Here is a 19,761-nt window from a genome sequence, read left to right on the forward strand (position 1 = left end):
ATGATGTTCATGTTTCCTAATTCGCAACCGAGGCTGTTGCAAATCTTTTCTGCAAGGTATCTCGAATTTGTTCCTGAGAATACCATAAAAGGTGATGTTTTGCTCATTTTTGTAATAGATATTACCTATTTGTTAATTTGCGTGCAAAGGTACGTATTATAATTAGAAATTAAAAATAGAAATTTAAAAATAACTTCTCATTATTGTAACATGTTTGGTGTGAAGCATATTCTTCGTTTTTTAGACTTCTATTCTAAATTTTTTGATAAATCAGTCTGCTAAATCTCTTAATTTCCGGAAATGTTCTATCACGCATCGGTAATCGCGGTCAGTACATGCATCGAATTTATTCCAAAGGGCGCCCAATATGGCGGCTCCTCCGAAACCAAAGTCCTTTACCTCCAGCAAGTTTTCTTCGTCAATGCCTCCCAAAGCTATGACTTTCTTGTCGATAATGCTCGCTTTGGCGGCGGCACGGAGTTCTTCGGCGGTGTATGCCGAGTTATAATTCAACTTGGATATACTATTGAATACCGGACTCAGAAATACATAATCGCAACCAGATTTGTGCTCTTTAACTTCGTCTAGCGAATGGCAGGAACAACTGACATGTCCTTTGTATCCTTCCGGCAGATTCGGATTACGGCCGTTCAGGTGAATTCCTTTCAGTTTGTATTCCTCTTTCAGATAAAAATGTCCGTGAACCACGATGCGTTTGTGATATTGTTCGGGGATAAGGGTTAGCAGACGTTCTGCAAACATAGGTGCCGTACCGGGCTTTCGCAGATGGAGTGTATCTAGCCCCTCCTCGAAAAGAGCTGTAATTATTTTATCTTCCTCCACAAAATAAGTGGGGGGTGTTATTAGAATTAACTTCATACCTTATGACTAATTGCTAAGCAAAGATAGCAACCTATTTGTAATAATCCTAGTGGATTTATAGATTTATTTTTGATAAGCCTGTAAATCAATAGGATACTTTCCCTGAAAATGTAATTCATGCGATGGAAAAGTTTTAAATAATGTGTGCGTACCTGCATGAAATAGGCGTTTTTTATTTACTTTTGCGCTAATAAACAAGACGAATAGATAGAATTATGAATAAAAAACAATTTCTTGCAGCTGCATTTTGCTTGATGGCGCTTGCCGGATGTACGCAAAAAACGGAATTGCCTGAGAATCCTAAAGATCAAGAAGAGTACCGTGATCATCAGGGAAACAGTTGGATTTACAACGCTATGCTGATGCGTTGGGCATTAATGCCGTCTATGGCCAACGGACTTTCTACCACACATTATTATTATCCCAAATCTGATTCGTGGACAGATGCTAACGGAACGAAAGTGGATGCTCCTTCAAAAGTGAATGTGGGGTCAAAATCGTCTGCAAAATCAAAATCGAGCGGAAGTGTTTTTGGGAAAACACGCCGTTCATCCGGTGTTCATAGTTAACAGGAAGCGGATATGAAAAGAATACCAGTTACGCCACGTCTGGATTACCGTGAGAAAATAGAAGCGCTGGGGTTTGATTTTCATGGTGATTATTGGCGCGAGGAAGCATATTATCATTTTACGGCTGAAGAAACAGCTTGTTTGGAGGAAGCGACCAATGAGGCGTACCACCTGTATTGTGAGGCTGCCCAATTCATTATTGAGGATAACCCGGAATTTATGGAGCGTGCGTTGAATATTCCGAAGGAGATTGGTGAGCGTATTCGTGCTTCTTGGGATGCGGATGAGTTAAGTCTGTATGGTCGTTTTGATTTTATATTAGCCAAGGATGGTACTCCGAAAATATTGGAGTTCAATGCTGATACACCGACTTCTTTGCTTGAGGCATCTGTTATCCAATGGCAATGGAAAGAAGATGTTTTTCCGGAATGCGACCAGTTTAATGGCATTCATGAAGGATTGGTGCAGTCATGGAAAGATATTTTCCCCAAAAAAGGAGAGATTTATTTTGCCGGTGCATTAGAGAATAATGAAGATACAGGAACGTTGCAATATCTGGCAAGTACGGCGATGGAGGCTGGGTTTTCTACCCGAGTATTAGATATGCAGGCGCTGGATTTGCAGAATGGACGATTTTTTGATCCGGCAGGTGAACTAGTGAACCGGTGCTTTAAACTTTATCCGTGGGAGTGGATGGTGGACGAAAGTCCTGACGGATGTCTGGCGGAAATGGAATGGTTGGAGCCGATATGGAAATTGGTGATGTCCAATAAAGCGATCCTTGCCACATTGTACGAGTTGTTTCCGGATTCTCCTTATGTGCTTCCTTGTTATTTGTCGCGCCCTCGGTCGGGTTTGTTTTGTAAAAAACCGGTCTTCTCTCGTGAAGGTCATAATGTAAGCGTTGTTGATATCCGGAATTGGGAGGAACATGTACGTATAGCTGAAACGGAGGGTGATTATAACACTGGAGCTTATGTATATCAGGAGTATGTGGAACCGACAGTGTACAGTGGCAGATATCCAGTTATTGGCTCTTGGATTATAGGAGGAGAGGCTGCGGGCATCGGTATTCGCGAAAATCGTATGGAGGTTACGGATAACTTGTCCGAGTTTGTACCACATATTATAGGATAAAGTCAAACTATTTATGTGCCAGTCGGAGCCGGGCGACGGATGTCGTCATGCCTCGGCTGTTGGCACATAATTGAGGAATTAAATGTCTTTTGAATAGGGCCGGTTCGATTCCTCTAAAAAGAAATGAGATGGGTTTCCATCGTTTTCACGTTAATCGTCCATAATTTGCCGCTTAGCACTTCGCCATATTCACCTATAATCTTCAACACTTCAGCGGCTTCGGCGCAACCTATCATGCCAGGGGTTACACCCAATACTCCTTTGGGTGGATGAGGCATGGACAGCATTTCTGCTTCATCGGGGAAAAAGTGGCGGTAATCGGGACCTCCCCGGTAATTGAAGACGGATACTTGACCTTCGAAGGCGCGGATGGCGCCATATACATAGACTTTTCCCCATTTCACACAGATGTCATTAATGAGGTAGCGGGTAGCGAAATTATCACATCCGTCTATAATGATATCGTAGGTGCGGATGATTTCATCCGCATTCTCTTTAGTCAGTCTTGTGGGATAGGCATTGATTTGCACATCATGGTTCAGGGCTTCGAGACGTTTCTTGGCTTGGATGGCTTTGGGCATACCTACCTCGGCTTCACTATAAAGTACTTGACGTTGCAAGTTGCTGACACTTACCATATCATCGTCTACTAATCCAATGGTACCTACTCCGGCTCCTGTCAAGTACAAGGCAACAGGAGATCCCAGACCGCCTACACCGACTATAAGTACTTTGGCTTGTTGAAGCCGTTGTTGTCCTTTTTCTCCCAATTCAGGGAGAATGATTTGACGGTTATATCTTTCCACTTTCTTTGTTGTTAAGTTGAAAAAGGGGCTTTGTATCATTGATACAGCCCCATTCCTTTAAAAATATGGGTAATATCTATCGCATTGGTGTGAACTTGTCAAAAGAAACATCCCAGTCTTTCCATACCGGTTCCCTTCCTAATGATTTCAGTGCGTTTTCCACTTCCATAGCTGTACGTTCATCGCTTACATGGAATTGTTCCAAAGCTTGCGGATAGGTATAGTATCCTCCCGGTTCGGTTTTGCTTTCAGCGCTCATGGTAGTCACTCCGAGTCTTGCCATGTTGTCGCGGATTTGTGCCGGCTCACGGGTGGAGTAGGAGATGTCCACATCGTGGTCGAAGATGCGCATGGCAAAAGTGAGCTGCGCCAATTCACGGTCATTCATGATGACATTCGGCTGGAAACCACCGTTTTCTGCCGGACGCATACGAGGGAAGTTTACACTGTATTTGGTTTTCCAATACTTTTTCTGAAGATAACGCAAGTGATAAGCCATCATGGTCACATCGGTGCGCCATTCTTCCAATCCGATGAGTACCCCCATGCCTATGGAGTGGACTCCTGCCTGTCCCATACGGTCGAAGCTGTTTACCCGCCACTCGAATTTGGATTTCATTCCGCGTGGGTGGTATATATTATAACGGGCTTTGTTGTAAGTTTCCTGAAAGCAAATGACTCCATTTAGTCCGTGTTCTTTCAGTTCGGCATATTCTTCGGCTTTGAGGGGCATTACCTCTATTTTCAAATTGCTGAAATATTTTTTGGCGATGTCCAAGGCTTTGGCCAGATAAGGGACTCCGGCTTTTGCCGGATTTTCTCCGGTCACTAGTAATAGGTTTTCAAAAGGACCAAGTCTTTTGATGGCTTTGTATTCATCTTCAATCTGTTCGGGGGTGAGGATGGTACGAGCCATCGGGTTGCTGATATGAAAACCACAATACACGCAAGAATTGGTGCAGGAGTTTGTTATATACAGCGGTATAAACATGGAAATGGTTTTGCCGAAACGTTCTTCGGTATATCTTTTGCTTAGTTGCGCCATCGGCTCTAGGTATTTTGCTGCTGCGGGGGAGATGAGTGCCATAAAGTCGTCCACATCGCAATGTTCCTTACCAAGGGCGCGGAGCACGTCATGTTCGGTTTTGGAGTAGATGGCTTTGGTGATCTTTTCCCAATCTATTTTTTCAAGTTCTTCTGAAAACATGATTGTTATTTTTTCTTGTTATTGTTCATAAGATGATTTTGCTTTTATAAAAGTCTGTTTAAGCCTTTCCGGCATTTTATCAGGCTTCAAGCTATAATTTCCTTATTATTTTTCTACATTTCTTTTTGTCGTTTTCCGTCAGTTCGGGATGTTGTTTTGTTCCTCCCTTCTGGATAACGCCTTTGATAGAGAATCCGCTCCACTTCAGAATTTCGCGCAACGCTTTTACTACGCCGCGTGTCTGGTTAAACCAGATATTGAATGGCCATGGGGTGGAGCAGGTGCTTACGATGACTGCTTTCTTGCCTTTATGCAACGCTTGAGGGAGCCCTTTCGGACTTTCTCCCATCATGCCGTACACGATGCGGTCGAACACTACTTTCATATGTCCGTTCATATTTCCCCAATAGCAAGGTGAGCCAACGATCAGCACGTCTGCCCATTGTATCTTTTGAAGCGTGTGCTGCGCGTCGTCTTCGGGTAGGACACAGGTCTGTCGGCTGCGGCAAGCCATGCATCCTGTACAGGGGTGCACCTGCAATTTACGGATGGGTATTACTTCCACTTCGGCGCCACGTATGCGGGCTTCTTCGGTCATGATGTCCAGCATTTGGCTGATAAGTCCTTGGTTACGTGGGCTTCCGTTGAGTATCAATATCTTCATTTCCTTATTTTTTTTAGGATGTTGTTGCGGGCACATTGCACGGCGACCGTATAGTATTCCGGTTCCATATTTTCCAAGTATGCTTTCAGTTCTCCTGTCAGTTCCGGTTCTTCCAGGCAGATGTCGTAGGCAAGTTTCATGCAGACAGCTTGTCCGGATGCGCTTTCGGCAGAAGACAGCATGCCTTGAAGGCAGAAATCAAAGAAAGCTGCGTTGACAGGCTTTGGGACAGGAAGATGATGAAGGATATTCAGTAGCAGACGTCTTGTTCCGTCATGGGGGCATTGCATGACCCGCAGCATCAGTTCCTCCCTTTTATCCATCAATAGGGAAGGGAGGAGGATGCTCAGTTTTTCACAAGCCCAAGTGGCATGCCAAGCTATCTTTGTTTCTTCATGCTGTGTCAGAGTATAAAGAGCATCAAAGCGGTCGGGGGAGCCGGCTACTTGATCCACTATGTTGTCTATGTGTTTTCTTCCTAAAGTTCCTTCAAGTGCTTTCTTGAAATCTTCCATAGTTTTCACAAAGTCAGCTGTTTAATTACCCACGTTCTTCAAGTCGCGGCTCAGTTTCATGGCGCAGAAGTTGGGGCCGCACATGGTACAGTACTCACCGTCCGTATGGCGGCCTTCATTGAAGTATTCCAAAGCGCGGTCGGGATCCAGACTCAGATGGAACTGGTCGCGCCAACGGAATTCGTAACGTGCCTTGCTTAAAGCATTGTCACGGATCTGTGCGCCCGGATGCCCTTTCGCCAGATCGGCTGCATGGGCGGCAATCTTGTAAGTGATGACACCAACGCGTACATCTTCTTTGTTGGGCAATCCCAAATGTTCTTTCGGGGTGACATAGCATAGCATAGCAGTGCCCAGCCAGCCGATTTGTGCGGCACCGATGGCCGAAGTGATATGGTCATATCCCGGAGCGATGTCCGTTACCAGCGGACCGAGGGTGTAGAACGGTGCATTGTGGCAGTGAGAGATCTGGCGTTCCATGTTTTCTTTGATTTTATGCAAAGGTACATGTCCCGGTCCCTCAATGAATGCCTGTACGTTTTTGTCCCATGCGCGGAGTACAAGTTCACCCATGGTATCTAGTTCGGCAAACTGTGCCTCGTCATTGGCATCAGCGATACAGCCCGGACGAAGTCCGTCACCCAAGGATACGGCTACATCGTATTGTGCCAGAATATCACAGATGTCGTCAAAATGCTCATATAAGAAACTTTCCTTGTCATGTACCAGACACCACTTGCTCATGATGCTGCCTCCGCGGCTTACGATGCCGCACAAACGTTTGTCAGCCAGATGTACATTTTGGCGGCGTATTCCGGCATGGATGGTAAAGTAATCCACTCCTTGTTCGCATTGTTCGATTAATGTATCTTTATAAATCTCCCAATTCAGATCCTCTACTTTACCGTTTACTTTCTCTAATGCCTGATAGATAGGTACGGTACCTACGGGGACAGGACAGTTGCGGACAATCCATTCGCGTGTTTCGTGAATGTTATCGCCGGTCGAGAGATCCATCAGGGTGTCACCTCCCCATTTGCAGCTCCACACGGCTTTTTCCACCTCTTCGTCAATGGAGGAAGTGGTGGCGGAGTTTCCGATGTTCGTGTTGATCTTCACTAAAAAGTTCCTGCCGATAATCATAGGCTCGCTTTCGGGGTGGTTGATATTGGCGGGAAGTACGGCACGCCCTGCGGCTATTTCATCACGTACGAATTCAGGGGTGATAAAGGTGTCGATGCCCAGTTCCCGGCAATTCATGTTTTCACGGATGGCTACATATTCCATTTCCGGTGTAACGATGCCAGCTTTGGCGTATGCCATTTGTGTGATGGCCTTTCCAGCTTTGGCACGATAGGGCAGGGCGATGTGTTCAAAGCGCAGGTGGTCCAGACTTTTATCGTCGCGGCGCATCTTTCCGTATTCTGAAGTGATGGAGGGCAGTTGTTCTACGTCTCCCCGTCCGGTAATCCAGCTTTCGCGTATACGGGGAAGTCCTTTTTTCAGATCGATTTCCATATTGGGGTCACTGAATGGGCCGCTGGTGTCATAAATATAAACGGGAGCATTGGGCGTTATTACTTTTTCACCGTTCACTATATTCACAGTAGGAGTCAGGTTTACTTTCTGCATTCCTACTTTGATGTATGAAAACAGGGTTCCTTGCATATATGCCTTTTCGGCATGAGCGTATGCTTTTTGATCTTGCTTTTTGTCCATCATATTTCTGTTTAATCTAAGAATGAAGTTAAAGGGGATGAGGCAGATGCGATCAAGTTCTGTCCTACTGCTCCTAAGCCTGCTTCATAAGCGCGGCGTCCGGCAATGACAGCTTCCTTGAAGGCTGTTGCCATGACTACCGGCTGACCGGCTACTGCGATGGCTGTATTGACCAGACAGGCGTCCGCGCCCATTTCCATCGCTTCGGCAGCATGGCTGGGGGCACCTATTCCGGCGTCCACTACCACAGGAACGGAAGCTTGTTCGATAATGATGCGCAGGAAGTCACGTGTCTGCAAGCCTTTGTTTGTCCCGATGGGGGCGGCAAGCGGCATGACAGTTGCTGCTCCTACCTCTTCCAGCCGTTTGCACAATGTAGGATCTGCCTGACAATAGGGCAATACGACGAAACCTAGTTTGACTAGTTCCTCGGTTGCTTTCAATGTTTCGGTAGAATCCGGCAACAAGTAGCGCGGATCGGGATGGATTTCCAGTTTCAGCCAGTTGGTGCCAAAAGCCTCGCGGGCCATTTGTGCGGCAAAGACGGCTTCTTCGGCTGTGCGCACACCGGAGGTATTGGGCAATAGCTGTATGTGAGGGTGAATGATATGTTTCAGCATATCATCTTCCTTATCGTCCAATTCAATGCGTTTCATGGCTACGGTTACCATTTCACATCCTGATGCCAGAATGGCTTCTTCCATTACGGTATTTGAATTGAATTTACCGGTTCCCAGAAATAAACGGGAATTAAATTCTTTTTCAGCTATAATCAGTTTCTTCATTGTATTTTGTGATTTTATTATAAATTCATGATTCGTTTAGTTTCCGCTACCGGGTCTTTCGCCCGGAGTATGGTTCCGCTCAAAGCAATGTCGGTGATTCCCGTTTCCATGATGGAAGGGATATCTTCCAAAGTAATTCCCCCGATGGCGACGATGGGCAGATGGATATCTGCCTCTTTCATTTGCTGAATAATGGAACGGTAACCTTCTAGTCCCAGCACTGGAGAGAGATCCTTTTTTGTGGTAGTAAAACGGAACGGGCCACAGCCGATGTAGTCAGCTCCAGCTTCGTAATGCATCTTTACATCGTCAAATGTATTGGCGGTGCCTCCGATGATGAATTCTTTTCCTAATATTTTCCGTGCTTCGGCTACGGGCATATCCTTTTTTCCCAAATGCACTCCGTCGGCATGAATTTTATTGACCAACTCCACGTGGTCGTCTATGATAAATGTTGCTCCGTAGTCTTTGCATAAGCCTTGCAGACGTATGGCTTCCCGTTCCACTTCGTCAACGGAAGTGTCTTTCATACGTAGCTGGATCCAGCGGCAACCGCCTTCCAAGGCCATGCGTGCGGAATCATAATAGGAATATGTGTCGGTGAAGTGAGTGATGAATTGAAGTTCCACGGTCTTATCCTCCACATGCAGCTTTAATGACTACCAGACTGTCATTGGGGTGTAACACACATTTCTCCCACTCTATACGGGGGACCATCCGGTTGTTTACCGCTATGGCGATACCTTTCTCAGGAAGTGTCAGAAAGGTGGAAAGTTCGGCTACGGTGCATCCGTCCTTTACTTCGGTTTCTTTGCTGTTTACTGTCAGTTTCATACTATAATATCAGTTTATGAATTTACTTGTAAATACAAAGAGTTGCTTTTTGACCGGATGGTATGAGGTAAGAAGTAACAATCCCTTCGGCGGTACTAACCGCATCAGGTTCACAGGGTATAATCTCAGCCCGTCCGCTGTTTACGTGGGGCACCCCTTTGTTTTACGATGGCAAAGATATGGGAAAGAAATGAATAATGCTACAACAGACTGCTTTATTTTTTGTGGAAGAATGTTTTTTTATGATTATCTTGCATTGTGCTTGTTTATTCTTGTAAAAGGATGAATGCATATCTGCTGTATCTTTGCATCTTAAAGCAGATTGCCCCGCTCCCTGAATGAATAGGGGCGAGGCAGCCTTATTATGATGTATAGTTAAGGGTCCTTTTATAGACGTTTTTCTACTACATCCCAGTCAATGATTTCCCATAACTTGTTCACATGATCTGCACGGCGGTTCTGGTAATCCAGATAGTAAGCATGTTCCCATACATCGAAACCCAGCAATGGTTTCAGTCCTGCACGCCACGGGTTGCTTCCGTTAGGTTCTTTGGTGATATGTAGTTTTCCCTGCTTGTCTACAGAAAGCCAAGCCCAGCCCGAACCGAACAGTCCTGTGGAAGCGGTGTTGAATTCTTTCTTGAAGTTTTCAAAGCTTCCGAAGTCTCGGTTGATGGCTTCTGCTAGTTTTCCGGACGGTTCATGCTTGCTGGGTTTGGGGGTGAACTGAAGGAAATATAATGTATGGTTTAATACTTGTCCGGCGTTATTGAATATCGCTCCGTCGGGAGCTGATGTAACAATTTCCTCTACGGACTTTCCTTCAAATTCCGTACCTGGAACTAAAGAGTTCAAATTGTTTACATATGTTTGTAAGTGCTTGCCATAATGGTAGTCTATAGTAGCCTGACTGATTACAGGTTCGAGTCCGTTATTTGCATACGGGAGTTTTGGCATTTCGTAAGTCATAACTAATGAAATTAAAGTGGTTAATAATATATTCATTTTTAGTCGAGGTTTTAATTAAACTTCTATCATAATAACATTATTGGGCATGGAATTGTTCTGATAAACTCAAACTTTCTCTATCTTTGCAGGCGAAAGGTGAAATTTATGACGAATTATTTAGAAGAATTGAATGAAAGCCAGCGCGATGCAGTGCTTTACAACGAGGGTCCCTCTTTGGTGATAGCTGGAGCAGGTTCGGGGAAAACACGCGTGTTGACTTATAAGATAGCTTATTTACTGGAGCAGGGATATACTCCTTGGTCTATTTTGGCATTGACTTTTACCAATAAGGCTGCTCGCGAAATGAAAGAGCGTATAGCCCGTCAGGTGGGCGATCAGGCACGCTATTTATGGATGGGGACGTTCCATTCCATTTTTTCGCGTATCCTGCGGTGTGAGGCACAGGTTATCGGCTTTAGCTCCAATTTTACCATCTATGATTCTTCAGATTCGAAGAGTTTGATCAAGTCTATTGTAAAAGAAATGCAATTGGATGATAAAACCTATAAATCAGGGTTGATACAGGCGCGTATCAGCAATGCGAAAAATCATTTGGTTTTTCCTGATGCATATGTTTCGAACGCAGAGCTTTATCAGTATGATTTGAATGCCAAAGTACCCGCCACCCGTGATATTTACCGGCAATATTGGGAACGTTGCCGTCAAAGCGATGCGATGGATTTTGATGATTTGCTGCTTTATACTTATATGTTATTCCGCGATCATCCTGAAATTTGCCGTAAGTATGCGGAGCAGTTTCGTTATGTGCTGGTGGATGAGTATCAGGACACCAATTTTGCGCAACACAGCATTGTGCTTCAGCTTACCCAGGAGCATCAGCGTGTATGCGTGGTGGGGGATGATGCGCAGAGTATTTATTCCTTCCGAGGGGCTAATATTGACAATATATTGAAATTTACTCAACTGTATAAGGGGGCCAAGCTTTTTAAACTGGAGCAGAACTATCGTTCTACCCAGACCATTGTGTGTGCGGCAAACAGCCTGATAGAGAAAAATAGCGAGCAGATAAAGAAGGAGGTATTTTCAGAAAAAGCGAAGGGGGAGCCTATCGGAGTTTTCAATGCCTACAGTGATGTGGAGGAAGGGGAGATTGTTGCCAACCAGATTGTGAAACTGCGTTCACGGGAACATTATTCTTATAATGATTTTGCTATTTTATACCGTACAAATGCTCAAAGCCGTATTTTCGAGGAGGCTTTGCGGAAGCGTAGCCTACCTTATAAAATTTATGGAGGACTTTCTTTTTATCAACGCAAGGAGATTAAAGACGTTATTTCTTACTTTCGTCTGGCGGTAAATCCGAATGATGAGGAGGCTTTTAAGCGGGTATTGAATTATCCGGTGCGAGGAATCGGGGATACTACGTTGAACAAAGTTATTGATGCGGCTGCACAGCATCATGTTAGTCTTTGGATGGTTTTGGAAGAGCCGTTGGCATACGGCTTGAATATTAACAAGGGGATGCATACCAAGTTACAGGGGTTTCGTGAACTGGTAAAAAGTTTTATAGTGGAGATCCCGAAAAAGAATGCATATGAATTGGGGGCAATGATTGTTCGTCAGTCCGGCATTATGAATGAGATTTATCAGAGCAATGATCCGGAAAACCTGAGCCGTCAGGAGAATATTGAAGAACTGATAAACGGTATGCATGATTTTTGTGCAATCCGTGAAGAAGAAGGGAATGAGAACATCCTGTTGACGGATTTCCTGTCGGAGGTTTCTCTGCTGACAGACCAGGATAACGAGAAAGAGGAGGATGCTGAGAAGATAACCTTGATGACCATTCACTCTGCTAAAGGCTTGGAGTTTAAAAACGTTTTTGTAGTTGGGTTGGAAGAGAACTTGTTTCCCAGTGCTTTGTCACTCAATTCGTATAAGGAATTGGAAGAGGAGCGCCGCTTGTTTTATGTGGCGATTACACGTGCCGAGGAGCATTGCTATTTGTCTTTTGCCAAGAGCCGGTTTAAATATGGAAAGATGGAGTTCAGTAGCCCGAGCCGTTTCTTGAAAGATATTGATGTACATTTCCTGAAGCTGCCTCAGGAGGAACAGATGGCCCGGAGAATAGACGAGAGAGCCAGCCGTTTCTGTCGTGAGCAAAATGAACGTGCGTCTCGTTTCTTGTTTGACGAATCTGCTTCGCAGCCTTCTTATGGGCGTTCTTCATCAAATTTGTCTGGTGGTCAGAAATCATTTTTTGTTGGAGAAAGACCGAAAGCTGAGATTATCCGTCCCAGTGTGCCGCGCAATTTGACTAAGGTAGGTCTTGCTACGGTCTCAAAGCCGTCCGCGGCGGGAACCTTGCCGGTGAATGTGCTGGCAGGGCAGGTGATAGAGCATGAACGCTTTGGAATAGGCGATGTGATAAAAGTGGAAGGAACCGGTGAGAACAGCAAGGCGACTGTCCGTTTCCGGAATGCCGGAGAGAAACAATTATTGCTGAAATTCGCCCGGTTCAAAGTTGTGGAATAAATATTCTAATAGAATTCTGATACAAAAATGATAGATATCCATAAAGTACCTTCTCCATGCTATGTGATGGATGAAGCATTGCTCAGAAAGAATCTGAGTTTGATAAAGAGTGTGGCAGACCGGGCCGGAGTTGAGATCATCTTGGCTTTCAAATCTTTTGCCATGTGGAAATCATTTCCCGTTTTTAGGGAATACATCCGTTATACTACAGCTAGCTCTGTATATGAAGCCCGTTTGGCATATGAAGAATTTGGCAGTAAGGCCCATACTTATTCTCCGGCGTATACGGATACTGATTTTCCGGTTATCATGCAATGCAGCAGTCATATAACCTTTAACTCCTTCAGTCAGTTCCGGCGTTTTTATCCTATGGTTAAGGCCTCTGGAGAAAAGATATCCTGTGGTATCCGTATTAATCCTGAATATTCGGAAGTAGAGGTGGAACTTTATAATCCTTGTGCTCCCGGTACACGTTTTGGGGTGACGGCCGATTTGCTTCCCGAGACTTTACCGGAGGGTATCGAAGGCTTCCATTGTCATTGTCATTGTGAATCCAGTTCTTATGAATTGGAACATACTTTGCAGCACATAGAAGAGACGTTTGCCCGTTGGTTCCCACAAATAAAATGGTTGAATTTGGGAGGGGGGCACCTGATGACACGTAAAGATTATGATACGGAGCATCTTATTTCTTTATTAAAAGGATTGAAAGCCCGTTATCCTCATTTGGAGATTATTTTAGAACCGGGTTCGGCTTTTACTTGGCAGACCGGACCTTTGGTCGCTTCTGTTGTCGATATAGTGGAAAACCGGGGGATAAAAACTGCGATTCTGGATGTTAGTTTTACTTGTCACATGCCCGATTGTCTTGAAATGCCCTATCAGCCGGCAGTGCGTGGTGCCGAAGCTTTACCTGTCGATGCGATAAAAACAGCTTTAACGGAAGAGAATATCTACCGTTTGGGTGGAAACAGTTGTTTAAGTGGCGACTATATGGGTAGCTGGCGTTTTGACCATCCGTTACAGGTAGGAGAACGCATTGTTCTGGAAGATATGATTCATTACACTATGGTAAAAACAAATATGTTTAATGGAATCCATCACCCTTCTATCGCTATTTGGCATACAGATAATACATTGGAAGTATATAAAGACTTCCGGTATGAGGACTATCGTGATCGCATGTCCTGATGGTAATTAAAAAAACTTTTGGTTTGTATTGATTATGAGGAAATTGATGAAATAATGTAATAAAAGTGCTATAAAAAGTATAGAAAACTTTTGGAAGTTTAGAAAAAAGCACTACCTTTGCATCCGCAATCGGGAAACAGCTGAGAAATAGTTAAAGACCGAAGGCGGATATTTGCGGAAATAGCTCAGTTGGTAGAGCATAACCTTGCCAAGGTTAGGGTCGCGAGTTCGAGTCTCGTTTTCCGCTCACATAAATAAAATTTTGTGCGTTGTGACAAGAGTGTTACACAGAATGCCCAGGTGGCGGAATGGTAGACGCGCACGTTTCAGGTGCGTGTGTCGAGAGGCATGCAGGTTCGAGTCCTGTTCTGGGCACTATGTTAGAGGTTTGCGGAAATAGCTCAGTTGGTAGAGCATAACCTTGCCAAGGTTAGGGTCGCGAGTTCGAGTCTCGTTTTCCGCTCAAAAGAAAAGACCAGTGTAGAAATACATTGATCTTTTTTATTTATCATGGCGTGAATGTAGAAAACGGAAGAAGGTCAAATCAATAAATATTGATATACCCTCCTCCCGCTGTTTTAGTCAAATCATCCGCAATGGAAATATTTATTGACCAACGCTAACATTCCTTCCGGATTATCTTTCAAGTCGTTACGTAAAGTCAGATCGTTATAGCCAGTTAATTTGCTGATGATTCCATCAATCATAGTAGGGCTGAACACATTATGTTTTTGGAATATTTCGCGCTGTTGCTGCAAACAGGCTGCGGAAGCCGTACAGCTATCGGGAAGCTGGGTCAATGCCTTCAGTTTGTCTGCATTTTCTTTCTGATGAATATTGACGTTTACGTAAGTTTTTTCTGCAATGTCTAGTGCATTTTCTATTTCAAAACCATGGCGGCAGGCTACAGCTAGTCCTGCTATCAGTTGGTAGAGATCGGCCGATCCGTCCGGTGATCGCATTTCCACCGTTTGTTTTTGTGTGGTATCATAATGGCTTTCCGTTTCCAGTGGATTGGCAGTCATGCACATATCTGTTTTAGCTGCCCATCCTAGAGGTACGCGTACCAATACTGAACGGTTGCGGTCACCCCAGCAAATATTAGTTGGCGCTTCCTGATGGGGAACCAGGCGGAAATAAGAAGTAGGATTGGTGTTACCGAATGCAGTGATGGATGGAGCAAGTTCCATTATGCCAGCAATAGCTTTGCGTGCTGTTTCTGATAAAACACCTTCTTTCAACATTTGGTTTTGTCCATCTTTCATGATACGCATGTGGATATGCAATCCGGAACCAGCTTTTCCTGTAGTTATTTTAGGCGCGAAAGTAATGTTATAACCATGTTTATAGGCCAGATTACGTATAATCCATTTGGCAATCATCAATTGGTCTGCCGCATCTTCGGCATTGACAGGCAGGAATTCTATTTCATTCTGTTCATATATCATGCCATTCAAGGTAAAATTACCTACTTCGGAGTGTCCATACTTTATTTGTCCGCCTGCTTGTGCAATATAGACCATGCACTGGGTACGGAAATCATTGAACTTGGCGTATGGTGCTGATTCATGATAACCTTTCTGGTCTGTTGCCTCGAACATATTTGTATCCGGAGCAATTACATAGTACTCCAATTCTCCCATAGCCTGAAATTCCATACCGGTTATTTTATTGAATGCCTTGCATGCTTTGTGTAAGGTATGTTCGGGTGAACTTTCCAACGGCTTTCCATCCTTGTTAAAGAAAGAGCAAAGCATGGAAAGTGTGGGGATCTCGGCAAAAGGATCTAAAAAAGCCGTCCGGAATCGGGGAATTACATATAGATCACTGCTGCCCGCCTCAATGAATGGAAATAGGCTGGAACCGTCCACTCGCTCCCCGCAAGTCAGGATAGCATCTAGATATGCTTGGTTGTTGATAACGAAATTCAATGTCTTCAGTCGTCCGTCTCCGGCAGGATACATAAAGTTGACCATACGGATGCCATTCTGCTGAATGTATCGTTTTATGTCTTCTTTGGTAAACTCTGCACAAGGTTTTTCTAGAAATGCCACCAATTGGTTAGGGTTCATTATTAATTCTTTATTCATAGCAAAATTGGTTGTTTTTTGTTTGTTATTGGGTTAACTTTCCAAAGATAACAAAAAGTTTTCTGAAAATCCTATGAAAAGTTCATAGATATTTTCTTTCATACTGAGTGATATTCTCTTTATCTTTTTCTGTTTGGGAGAACATCGTTTTATAATTTGTCCTACCTTTGCACCGCTGTTTTAAAATATAAATAAGAGAATCATTATGGAACCGATGCATAAAATTAATAAAGTAGAGGTCCGGAATTTACAGATCGAAGATTACATCCAATTATCACAATCATTCAAGCGGGTGTATGCGGATAAGGATGTGTTTTGGACACACGAGCAAATAGAAACGCTTATCCGAATTTTTCCGGAAGGGCAAGTAGTAACGGTGGTAGACGATAAGATAGTGGGATGTGCTCTTTCTATTATTGTAGACTATGATATGGTAAAGGGAGATCATACCTATGCCAAAGTAACTGGTAATGAAACTTTCTGTACGCATAATCCGGAAGGGAATATTTTGTATGGTATCGAGGTGTTTATCCATCCGGATTATCGCGGTTTGCGTCTGGCACGCCGTATGTATGAGTACCGGAAAGAATTATGCGAGAAACTGAATCTGAAAGCGATCATGTTCGGTGGTCGTATTCCTAATTATTATAAGTATGCGGATACGATGCGTCCTAAGGAATATTTGGATAAGGTGCGTTCCCGTGAGATTTATGATCCAGTATTGACATTTCAGCTTTCCAATGATTTTCATGTGCGTCGTGTCATGAAGAATTATCTTCCCAATGACGAAGAATCCAAGCATTGTGCCACTTTGTTGCAATGGGATAATATTTATTATCAGGAGCCTACGCAGGATTATGTGGATAAGAAAACCACTGTACGTGTAGGGTTAGTGCAATGGCAGATGCGCCCTTATAAAACATTGGATGATGTATTTGAGCAGGTTGAGTTTTTCGTAGATGCCGTTTCCGATTATAAGAGTGATTTTGTTCTTTTTCCGGAATATTTCAATGCGCCGTTGATGGCCAAGTTCAATCATTTGGGAGAAGCCCAGAGCATTCGTGGTTTGGCACAATATACCGAAGAGGTTCGCGACCGTTTTATCAATTTGGCTATCAGTTATAATATTAATATCATTACGGGTAGTATGCCATACGTAAAAGAGGACGGAGGGCTTTATAATGTTGGTTTTTTAGTACGGCGTGACGGTTCATACGAAATGTATGAAAAGGTACATGTCACTCCCGATGAGATAAAGAGTTGGGGTCTTTCGGGTGGTAAGATGGTGCAGACTTTTGATACGGATTGCGCTAAGATTGGTATTTTGATTTGTTATGATGTGGAATTTCCCGAACTTTCTCGTATCATGGCCGATCAGGGAATGCAGATTCTGTTTGTTCCATTCCTGACTGATACTCAGAACGGTTATTCTCGTGTGCGTGTTTGTGCTCAGGCACGGGCTATCGAGAATGAATGTTTTGTCGTTATAGCCGGTAGTGTGGGTAATTTGCCGCGTGTACACAATATGGATATTCAGTATGCACAGTCTGGTGTATTTACTCCGTGTGATTTCGCTTTCCCTACTGATGGTAAACGGGCTGAGGCGACTCCGAATACCGAAATGATTCTGGTTTCGGATGTTGATCTGAATCTGTTGAATGAATTGCATACGTATGGCAGTGTGCGCAATTTGCGTGACCGCAGGCATGACCTTTATGAACTGAAGGTAAAGAAATAAAAAATGTTTCATTACGGATTACTTAGGTTAACGCTGGTTTATAGATAAGTGGTTATTATTTTATATTTCCACTTTACTTTTAAGAATAATCTGTGTTAATCAGAGTAATCCTGTGATGAGCTCTGTTATTTCGGAATAAAAGGAACTATGGGCCATTCAATAACAAACAGAGTTTTTCCTTGTCCGCTTTCCTGTAAATAGAGATTACCCCCATGTCTTTTTATAATCTGCCGGCACAGACTAAGCCCGATCCCCGTCCCTTCTGTTTTTGTAGTAAAGAAAGGAACGAATATTTTTTCTTGTAACTCCATAGGGATTCCCCGCCCATTGTCAAGTAGTTTTATATAAAGTTTGTCTGTTACCTCCAGTGTTACTTCTATTTGTCCGTCTGTCTTTCCTTCCAATGATTGCATACTGTTCTTCAGCAGATTTAAGAAAACTTGAGAGAGTTGCTTCTCATCGCCCTCAATATATATGTCAGAAGGGGTACTGCGCAGAATGAAATAGATATGGGCATTCTCAAAATCAGATTGTAGCAACAGAGCCAGATTGTGCAATGAATCGGTCAGTGAGAATCGCTTCTTTTTCGGTTCCGGCATATACGATAAGCGTCGGTATGATTCTGTGAATTCCATCAATCTTTCGCTCTGTTCACGAATCACTCCAAGTCCTCGTATTACTTTCTCGTCCGTACCGGGACGCAATGAAAGTGTTTGTGACAGGGAAACAATAGGAGCGATGGTATTCATTATTTCATGAGTAAGCACCCGGGTCAGTTTGCTCCATGACTCACTTTCTTTCTCACTCAGTTCATTGCTGATATCTTTGATAGCCAACAGGGTAATCGTTTCTGAATTTAGTTTCATCCGGTTCATGGATAGTGACAGCTGTTTTTTTGAGTTGGATTGTAAAAGAAAAGAATCTTCCACATTTCCATGGGCTATGAAATCTTTCAAGGCCGGATATTGCTCTTCCAGTTGGCGGAGGAATATGATTGGCTCAACTCCCAGCAAACGTAAAGCTGCGCCATTCACAAATATGACTCTCTTTTCGGAGTTCCACGCTAACACTCCATTCGGTACTTCTTCCAGTAAAGAGTAATAAAAGTTCTCCTGTATCCGGCTCTGCGATTTCGTTGTGGCAAGCAATTCATTGATCCGGTTTAGTGAATGGCTCAGTGCATTCATTTCTTTATCTGCCGATTGCTCGTTGAACAATATCATGTTCTCTTTATCTTCCACCGCATCCAGAAATATCCTTATTTTGGTATTGAACTTATTCAACCGTTTTACCAAAGTTTCGATTAAAAAAAGCGAAAAGATGAATAGCAGACTGCCAAGAATGAGGGCGGTATGTGTAATGACAAGTGCGATCCCTGCTCCGGCCACAGCGATTATTAATAAGATGTAGCTCAGGATAACCATATATAGATGTTTGCTGAATACCATGATTATCAGAGCTTGAAGCGTTTTATCTTATTGTAAAGTGTCTGGCGGCTGATGCCTAACTGTTCGGCTGTTGCCGTCAGATTTCCATCGTTTTGACGGATAGCTGTTGCTATGGCCTGACGTTCCACTTCTTCCAAATTGGGCACGGTAGTGGAGAATTGTGGGGTCCAGGTTTGTTTTACGAAAATGTCTTTAGGACGGATGACATTTCCTTCACATAAGATGATCGCTTTCTCGATGGCATGTTGTAATTCCCGGATATTTCCCGGCCAATGATAAGAACATAATTTCTCCAAAGCATGTTCATGCAAGGAAATATCTTTTTTTTCGTATTTGGCGGCATAACGTTGCATAAAATAATCAATGAATAAATGTATATCGTTCCCCCGTTCCCGCAAAGGCGGAATTTCCAGGTGGATGGTATTCAGTCTGTACAATAAGTCCTCACGGAAAGTCCCGGAATCCACCATCTCCTGAATATTCTTGTTAGTAGCTGAAAGCAGCCGGATATCCACTGGGATTACTTTATTACTGCCGATGCGTGTAATTTTTCGGTTTTGTAATACGGTGAGCAACTTTGCCTGCATGGCTAGAGGGAGATTTCCTATTTCATCCATAAACAGGGAACTGCCGGATGCCGCTTCAAACTTTCCCGGCCGGCTCTCGTAGGCA

The 19,761-nt window shown here is 43.7% G+C and carries 18 protein-coding genes, 3 tRNA genes, 1 pseudogene and 1 riboswitch; of the genes and pseudogenes, 8 read left to right on the forward strand and 14 right to left on the reverse strand.

Annotation, left to right across the window (positions count from 1 at the left end; genetic code table 11):
- Positions 1 to 107 (reverse strand): annotated as a pseudogene (locus AB5935_RS12225) (ribose-phosphate pyrophosphokinase); the annotation flags it as partial.
- Between the two features lie 163 nt (positions 108 to 270).
- Positions 271 to 879: a thiamine phosphate synthase gene (locus tag AB5935_RS12230; protein WP_007835020.1), complete on the reverse strand. Its 609-nt coding sequence runs from the start codon at positions 877 to 879 to the stop codon at positions 271 to 273.
- 218 nt (positions 880 to 1,097) lie between these two features.
- On the opposite strand from AB5935_RS12230, the gene AB5935_RS12235 reads away from it, so the two are divergent.
- Together AB5935_RS12235 and AB5935_RS12240 are read left to right on the forward strand one after the other, a co-directional pair.
- A complete protein-coding gene (locus AB5935_RS12235) occupies positions 1,098 to 1,451 on the forward strand; it encodes a hypothetical protein (RefSeq protein WP_007835022.1) in 354 nt (117 codons plus the stop codon).
- Positions 1,452 to 1,463: 12 nt separating this feature from the next.
- The gene (locus tag AB5935_RS12240; RefSeq protein WP_007835023.1) at positions 1,464 to 2,588 is read left to right on the forward strand and encodes a glutathionylspermidine synthase family protein; all 1,125 of its coding nucleotides are present in this window, start codon (positions 1,464 to 1,466) and stop codon (positions 2,586 to 2,588) included.
- A 113-nt stretch (positions 2,589 to 2,701) separates the two neighbouring features.
- On the opposite strand, the gene AB5935_RS12245 is transcribed toward AB5935_RS12240, so the two are convergent.
- The 9 genes from AB5935_RS12245 to AB5935_RS12285 all read right to left on the reverse strand — a co-directional run bounded on the left by AB5935_RS12245 (position 2,702) and on the right by AB5935_RS12285 (position 10,123).
- Positions 2,702 to 3,433: a HesA/MoeB/ThiF family protein gene (locus AB5935_RS12245; RefSeq protein ID WP_007843315.1), complete on the reverse strand. Its 732-nt coding sequence runs from the start codon at positions 3,431 to 3,433 to the stop codon at positions 2,702 to 2,704.
- 37 nt (positions 3,434 to 3,470) lie between these two features.
- On the reverse strand, positions 3,471 to 4,601 hold the full coding sequence (gene thiH, locus AB5935_RS12250) for a 2-iminoacetate synthase ThiH (protein WP_007835025.1): 1,131 nt from the start codon (positions 4,599 to 4,601) through the stop codon (positions 3,471 to 3,473).
- Between the two features lie 91 nt (positions 4,602 to 4,692).
- A complete protein-coding gene (locus tag AB5935_RS12255) occupies positions 4,693 to 5,265 on the reverse strand; it encodes a flavodoxin family protein (RefSeq protein ID WP_007835030.1) in 573 nt (190 codons plus the stop codon).
- Complete coding sequence (locus tag AB5935_RS12260; protein WP_032950594.1) at positions 5,262 to 5,780, reverse strand: hypothetical protein; 519 nt, start codon at positions 5,778 to 5,780, stop codon at positions 5,262 to 5,264. The genes AB5935_RS12255 and AB5935_RS12260 overlap by 4 nt, the downstream gene beginning before the upstream one ends.
- A 21-nt stretch (positions 5,781 to 5,801) precedes the next feature.
- Positions 5,802 to 7,499: a phosphomethylpyrimidine synthase ThiC gene (gene thiC, locus AB5935_RS12265; RefSeq protein ID WP_007851526.1), complete on the reverse strand. Its 1,698-nt coding sequence runs from the start codon at positions 7,497 to 7,499 to the stop codon at positions 5,802 to 5,804.
- A gap of 11 nt (positions 7,500 to 7,510) precedes the next feature.
- Positions 7,511 to 8,284, reverse strand: a complete 774-nt coding sequence (locus AB5935_RS12270) for a thiazole synthase (RefSeq protein ID WP_007835036.1) — start codon at positions 8,282 to 8,284, stop codon at positions 7,511 to 7,513.
- A gap of 17 nt (positions 8,285 to 8,301) precedes the next feature.
- Positions 8,302 to 8,928, reverse strand: coding sequence for a thiamine phosphate synthase (locus tag AB5935_RS12275; RefSeq protein ID WP_007843306.1), 627 nt, complete (start codon positions 8,926 to 8,928; stop codon positions 8,302 to 8,304).
- Positions 8,918 to 9,118, reverse strand: a complete 201-nt coding sequence (gene thiS, locus AB5935_RS12280; RefSeq protein WP_007835047.1) for a sulfur carrier protein ThiS — start codon at positions 9,116 to 9,118, stop codon at positions 8,918 to 8,920. The genes AB5935_RS12275 and thiS overlap by 11 nt, the downstream gene beginning before the upstream one ends.
- 64 nt (positions 9,119 to 9,182) lie before the next feature.
- A riboswitch (TPP riboswitch) is annotated at positions 9,183 to 9,286 on the reverse strand.
- Between the two features lie 219 nt (positions 9,287 to 9,505).
- Positions 9,506 to 10,123 (reverse strand): superoxide dismutase, encoded by a 618-nt coding sequence (locus tag AB5935_RS12285; RefSeq protein WP_007843305.1) that lies wholly within the window; start codon positions 10,121 to 10,123, stop codon positions 9,506 to 9,508.
- A gap of 108 nt (positions 10,124 to 10,231) precedes the next feature.
- On the opposite strand from AB5935_RS12285, the gene AB5935_RS12290 reads away from it, so the two are divergent.
- The 5 genes from AB5935_RS12290 to AB5935_RS12310 all read left to right on the forward strand — a co-directional run bounded on the left by AB5935_RS12290 (position 10,232) and on the right by AB5935_RS12310 (position 14,276).
- Entirely contained in the window at positions 10,232 to 12,622 is a 2,391-nt protein-coding gene (locus AB5935_RS12290; RefSeq protein ID WP_007851527.1) for an ATP-dependent helicase, read from the forward strand.
- A gap of 27 nt (positions 12,623 to 12,649) precedes the next feature.
- Positions 12,650 to 13,813 carry a carboxynorspermidine decarboxylase gene (gene nspC, locus AB5935_RS12295; protein WP_038609789.1) on the forward strand — a complete coding sequence of 388 codons (1,164 nt, stop codon included), beginning with the start codon at positions 12,650 to 12,652 and terminating at the stop codon, positions 13,811 to 13,813.
- 174 nt (positions 13,814 to 13,987) lie between these two features.
- A tRNA-Gly gene (locus AB5935_RS12300) sits at positions 13,988 to 14,060 on the forward strand.
- A gap of 47 nt (positions 14,061 to 14,107) precedes the next feature.
- A tRNA-Leu gene (locus AB5935_RS12305) sits at positions 14,108 to 14,188 on the forward strand.
- A gap of 15 nt (positions 14,189 to 14,203) precedes the next feature.
- Positions 14,204 to 14,276: transfer RNA gene (locus tag AB5935_RS12310), tRNA-Gly, on the forward strand.
- A gap of 124 nt (positions 14,277 to 14,400) precedes the next feature.
- Here AB5935_RS12310 and AB5935_RS12315 read toward each other — a convergent pair.
- The gene (locus tag AB5935_RS12315) at positions 14,401 to 15,903 is read right to left on the reverse strand and encodes a glutamine synthetase family protein (protein WP_007835058.1); all 1,503 of its coding nucleotides are present in this window, start codon (positions 15,901 to 15,903) and stop codon (positions 14,401 to 14,403) included.
- A gap of 205 nt (positions 15,904 to 16,108) precedes the next feature.
- Here AB5935_RS12315 and AB5935_RS12320 point away from each other — a divergent pair, with 205 nt between their 5' ends.
- Entirely contained in the window at positions 16,109 to 17,641 is a 1,533-nt protein-coding gene (locus AB5935_RS12320; RefSeq protein ID WP_007835061.1) for a carbon-nitrogen hydrolase family protein, read from the forward strand.
- 125 nt (positions 17,642 to 17,766) lie between these two features.
- Here AB5935_RS12320 and AB5935_RS12325 read toward each other — a convergent pair whose 3' ends face one another.
- Both AB5935_RS12325 and AB5935_RS12330 read right to left on the reverse strand, forming a co-directional pair.
- Positions 17,767 to 19,089: a sensor histidine kinase gene (locus AB5935_RS12325; RefSeq protein ID WP_038609786.1), complete on the reverse strand. Its 1,323-nt coding sequence runs from the start codon at positions 19,087 to 19,089 to the stop codon at positions 17,767 to 17,769.
- Between the two features lie 5 nt (positions 19,090 to 19,094).
- The coding region (locus AB5935_RS12330) for a sigma 54-interacting transcriptional regulator (protein WP_368327440.1) at positions 19,095 to 19,761 on the reverse strand (667 nt) is incomplete at its 5' end.

The organism is Phocaeicola sp. RTP21198st1_B8_RTP21198_201120, from assembly GCF_040929485.1.
Classification (GTDB): Bacteria; Bacteroidota; Bacteroidia; order Bacteroidales; family Bacteroidaceae; genus Phocaeicola; species Phocaeicola dorei.

What these genes read in the sequence shown, in the direction of transcription:
- thiC (WP_007851526.1), bottom strand. Translation starts at nt 7,499, where the DNA reads ATGGACAAAAAGCAAGATCAAAAAGCATACGCTCATGCCGAAAAGGCA.
- AB5935_RS12230 (WP_007835020.1), bottom strand. Translation starts at nt 879, where the DNA reads ATGAAGTTAATTCTAATAACACCCCCCACTTATTTTGTGGAGGAAGAT.
- AB5935_RS12260 (WP_032950594.1), bottom strand. Translation starts at nt 5,780, where the DNA reads ATGGAAGATTTCAAGAAAGCACTTGAAGGAACTTTAGGAAGAAAACAC.
- AB5935_RS12240 (WP_007835023.1), top strand. Translation starts at nt 1,464, where the DNA reads ATGAAAAGAATACCAGTTACGCCACGTCTGGATTACCGTGAGAAAATA.
- AB5935_RS12325 (WP_038609786.1), bottom strand. Translation starts at nt 19,089, where the DNA reads ATGGTATTCAGCAAACATCTATATATGGTTATCCTGAGCTACATCTTA.
- thiS (WP_007835047.1), bottom strand. Translation starts at nt 9,118, where the DNA reads ATGAAACTGACAGTAAACAGCAAAGAAACCGAAGTAAAGGACGGATGC.
- AB5935_RS12320 (WP_007835061.1), top strand. Translation starts at nt 16,109, where the DNA reads ATGGAACCGATGCATAAAATTAATAAAGTAGAGGTCCGGAATTTACAG.
- thiH (WP_007835025.1), bottom strand. Translation starts at nt 4,601, where the DNA reads ATGTTTTCAGAAGAACTTGAAAAAATAGATTGGGAAAAGATCACCAAA.
- AB5935_RS12235 (WP_007835022.1), top strand. Translation starts at nt 1,098, where the DNA reads ATGAATAAAAAACAATTTCTTGCAGCTGCATTTTGCTTGATGGCGCTT.
- AB5935_RS12290 (WP_007851527.1), top strand. Translation starts at nt 10,232, where the DNA reads ATGACGAATTATTTAGAAGAATTGAATGAAAGCCAGCGCGATGCAGTG.
- AB5935_RS12245 (WP_007843315.1), bottom strand. Translation starts at nt 3,433, where the DNA reads ATGATACAAAGCCCCTTTTTCAACTTAACAACAAAGAAAGTGGAAAGA.
- AB5935_RS12285 (WP_007843305.1), bottom strand. Translation starts at nt 10,123, where the DNA reads ATGAATATATTATTAACCACTTTAATTTCATTAGTTATGACTTACGAA.
- AB5935_RS12315 (WP_007835058.1), bottom strand. Translation starts at nt 15,903, where the DNA reads ATGAATAAAGAATTAATAATGAACCCTAACCAATTGGTGGCATTTCTA.
- AB5935_RS12270 (WP_007835036.1), bottom strand. Translation starts at nt 8,284, where the DNA reads ATGAAGAAACTGATTATAGCTGAAAAAGAATTTAATTCCCGTTTATTT.
- AB5935_RS12255 (WP_007835030.1), bottom strand. Translation starts at nt 5,265, where the DNA reads ATGAAGATATTGATACTCAACGGAAGCCCACGTAACCAAGGACTTATC.
- nspC (WP_038609789.1), top strand. Translation starts at nt 12,650, where the DNA reads ATGATAGATATCCATAAAGTACCTTCTCCATGCTATGTGATGGATGAA.